We start from the raw sequence: 3313 nt of genomic DNA, 5'->3' as shown, positions 1-3313 counted from the left end.
GGTCCGCGAGGCGACGAACGCGTCGACCTCGGCGTCGGGCACGGTCGGGTCGGCGCTCACCGCGATGAGCGCGCCGACGGGGAGCGTCTCACCGCTGGTGGCGACGATCCGCCGCAGGAACCCGTCGAATGGGGCTTCGAGGTCGTTGCTGATCTTCGAGGACTCGACCGTGCACAGGGCGTCGCCCTTGGCGAACGATTGTCCTTCGGCGACGTGCCAGACGTCGACGACGCCTTCTTCCATCGTCATACCCCACTTGGGGATCTCGATGGCTCTGATGTCGCTCATCGTCAGCTCCCCAGCGCGGTGCGCACCGCGTTCTCGATGCGCTCGTCGCTCGGCACCCACTGGCTCTCCAGTGCGGGAGAGAAGGGCACCGGGGTGTGCGGCGGGGTGATCAGCTGGATCGGCGCCTTGAGAGAGTCGAACACCTGCGTCGCGGCGAGCGCGACGACATCGTGCCCGAACCCGCAACGGGCGGCCGACTCGTCCACGACGACCAGGCGCCCCGTCGAGGCGACGGATTCGAGGATGGCGACCTCGTCGAGCGGGCTGGTCGTGCGCGGGTCGACGACCTCGACCGAGATGCCCTCGGCGGCGAGCTTGTCAGCGACGCGGTTCGCGGCGTTGACGAGGTTCGCGAGGGCGACGATCGTGACGTCGGTGCCGAGCCGCGTGTAGTTGGCCACGCCCAGCGGGATCGTGTACGGCGCGTCGGGCACATCCACCTTGACGTCGTAGATCGCCTTGTGCTCGCAGAAGATGACCGGGTCGTCATCGCGGATCGCCTGCAGCAGCAGCCCGCGCGCGTCGTACGCGTTCGACGGCACGACCACCTTCACACCCGCTGTCGAGGTGAAGATGTTGTACGGCGAGTTGGAGTGCTGCGCGGCGGCGCCGACGCCGGCACCGATGATGCCACGCATCACCATGGGGGTCTTCGCCTTGCCGCCGAACATGTAGCGGAACTTCGCCGCCTGGTTGTTGATCATGTCGTAGGCGACACCGAAGAAGTCCATGAACATCAGCTCGGCCACCGGCCGTAGCCCCGTCGCGGCGGCACCGGCCGCCATGCCGAGGATCGCGGACTCCGTGATCGGGGTGTCGATCACCCGGTCGTCGCCGAACTCGGTCCACAGCCCTTTCGTGACACCGAACACTCCGCCGAAGGCCTCGATGGTCGGGTCGGGGTTGATCCCGCCTTTGCCACCGCGCAGGTCCTCGCCCATGAGCAGGACGGTCTCGTCTTCGCGCATGGCGTCGGCCATGCCCATCCGGATCGCATCCCGGAAGCTCGTTGCAGTCATCGTCGATTCTCCTTTGAAATCTCGGTTCGACTTCTCAATACGACGCGTACACGTCGGTCAGCACCTGCGTGGGCGCAGGCCAGGCCGCGGCGCGTGCGTACGCCACGGCCGCGTCGACCTCGGTCGTGGCCGCCTCGTCGATCTCGTCGAGAGCGCTCGCCTCGATGAGGTCGGCGGTGCGCGTGCGGAAGATCTTCAGCGGGTCGCGGGAGTCCTTGAACTCCTGCAGCTGCTCGGGCGTGCGGTACAGGCCGGCGTCGCCCTCGAAGTGGCCGTAGAAGCGGATCGAGGTCGCCTCGATCACCGAGGGGCCGCCACCGCTGCGGGCGCGCTCGATCGCCGTGGCGGCCGCGTCGCGCACGGCGAAGTAGTCGGTGCCGTCGACGACCGTGGCGGGCAGACCGAATCCGGCGGCGCGGCCGGCGATGTCGCCCGAGCCGACCGCGAACGCGGCGCCCGTCGCCTCACCCATGCCGTTGTTCTCGTAGACGAACACGACGGGCAGCTGCAGCACGACCGCCATGTTCATCGCCTCGAACACGAGCCCCTGGTTGGAGCCGCCGTCGCCGGTGAACGAGACGGCGACACCGCCGTTGCGCAGCGTCTTGGCGGACAGGCCGGCGCCGATGGCGAGCGGCGGGCCACCGCCGACGATGCCGTTGGCACCCAGCATCCCCACCGAAAGGTCGGCGATGTGCATGGAGCCGCCCTTTCCGCGGCACAGACCTTCGTCCTTGCCGAAGATCTCGCACATCATGGGCTGGATCTCGCATCCTTTGGCGAGACAGTGTCCGTGACCGCGGTGCGTCGAGACGATGACGTCGGTCGGGCGGAGGTTGTCGCACACGCCGACGGCGGTCGCCTCCTCGCCGGCGTACAGGTGGATGAACCCGGGGATGTCCCCGGTCATGTTCTCGAGGTGGAGCCGGTCCTCGAAGGCGCGGATCTCGCTCATGCGCCGGTAGGCACCGAGCAACTCTTCGACCGGATATGCCTCCGGCCCGCCGCTGGTGACCTTGCTCGTGGTCGCTGGTTGACTCATCACTCATCCTCTGCGATTCGTGTGGTACGTCCCGACGGTTCTGGCGGGACGCTCCACACGGTAGGCAGGCCGTCTGCCGCCGTCGAGTGCTCCGGCCATCGCTGGCCTCGGGGCCGCGGAAAGACGCGGCGTGCGGCGGCATGCCACGTTGTGCAACGTCCGGCGCCGGGCTCCGGTGGTCCGGCCCCTCGCGGGCCGACCCCCGCGTACACTGAGGAGCACACGCGGTCGGTGAAGACGCGGAGAGGCGGCACGATGCGCGAATACGAGACGACGTGCGCCCGGGGGCTTCACGCGACGAATACCTCGGCCTGCTGCGCGACGTGCATGAGGCGTTTCTCGGCGGGCGGCGTCCGCCCGCGCGACCCCGTCCCGTCATTCACGAGTCGTGGCAGCGAGTGCGCCGCGCCGGAGTTGAACCCACGGTGGGCGGGCTGCCGGGCGAGCACACCGATCACGGCGGTCAGGGCGACGTGCGGTCGGCCGTCCCGTCGCCGCTGACCTCGCTCCTGCCGCTCCTTCGGGCGCAGGTCGAGCCGTTGCTCGATGACGACGAGACGCTGCTCGTGCTCGCTGACGAACGGGGCGAAGTCGTCGGCCGCGCCGGTGGTCGCGTCATGTCGCGTCGCGCCGACGAACTGGGCTTTCGCATCGGTTACCCCTGGTCGGAGCGCGCCGTGGGAACCAACGGCATCGGCACCGCGCTGGCCACCGGCGCTCCGGTGCACATCCACGGCGCGGAGCACTTCTGCTACGCGCAGCACGAGTGGAGCTGCGCGGGGGCGCCGATCCATGATCCGCGCACGGGGCGGGTGCTCGGGGTCGTCGACCTGAGCATGCGGGCCACCGAGGCGCATCCGAGCGTCGTGGCCCTCGCCGCGAGTCTCGCGGCGCAGGCGGAGTTCGCGCTGCGCGACGCGCATCGGCGCAGCCTCGTCAAGCTGCGCTCGGCGCTGTCGTCGCC

At 69.5% G+C, this 3313-nt stretch carries 4 protein-coding genes; 1 reads left to right on the top strand and 3 read right to left on the bottom strand.

The window, feature by feature from the left end:
* From WBP48_RS09280 to WBP48_RS09270, 3 genes are all read right to left on the bottom strand, one after another.
* The coding region (locus WBP48_RS09280) for a biotin/lipoyl-containing protein (RefSeq protein ID WP_424439372.1) at positions 1 to 288 on the bottom strand (288 nt) is incomplete at its 3' end.
* A 2-nt stretch (positions 289 to 290) separates the two neighbouring features.
* Positions 291 to 1307, bottom strand: coding sequence for an alpha-ketoacid dehydrogenase subunit beta (locus WBP48_RS09275; RefSeq protein WP_424439369.1), 1017 nt, complete (start codon positions 1305 to 1307; stop codon positions 291 to 293).
* A 34-nt stretch (positions 1308 to 1341) separates the two neighbouring features.
* Entirely contained in the window at positions 1342 to 2349 is a 1008-nt protein-coding gene (locus WBP48_RS09270; protein ID WP_424439366.1) for a thiamine pyrophosphate-dependent dehydrogenase E1 component subunit alpha, read from the bottom strand.
* 275 nt (positions 2350 to 2624) lie between these two features.
* On the opposite strand from WBP48_RS09270, the gene WBP48_RS09265 reads away from it, so the two are divergent.
* A partial coding sequence (locus tag WBP48_RS09265; RefSeq protein ID WP_424439363.1) for a GAF domain-containing protein occupies positions 2625 to 3313 on the top strand: 689 nt, incomplete at its 3' end.

This window comes from Microbacterium sp. (assembly GCF_049661145.1).
Classification (GTDB): Bacteria; Actinomycetota; Actinomycetes; order Actinomycetales; family Microbacteriaceae; genus Microbacterium.
Note: the sequence above shows the minus strand (reverse complement) of the source record. Positions and strands in the feature narration are given on the sequence as shown.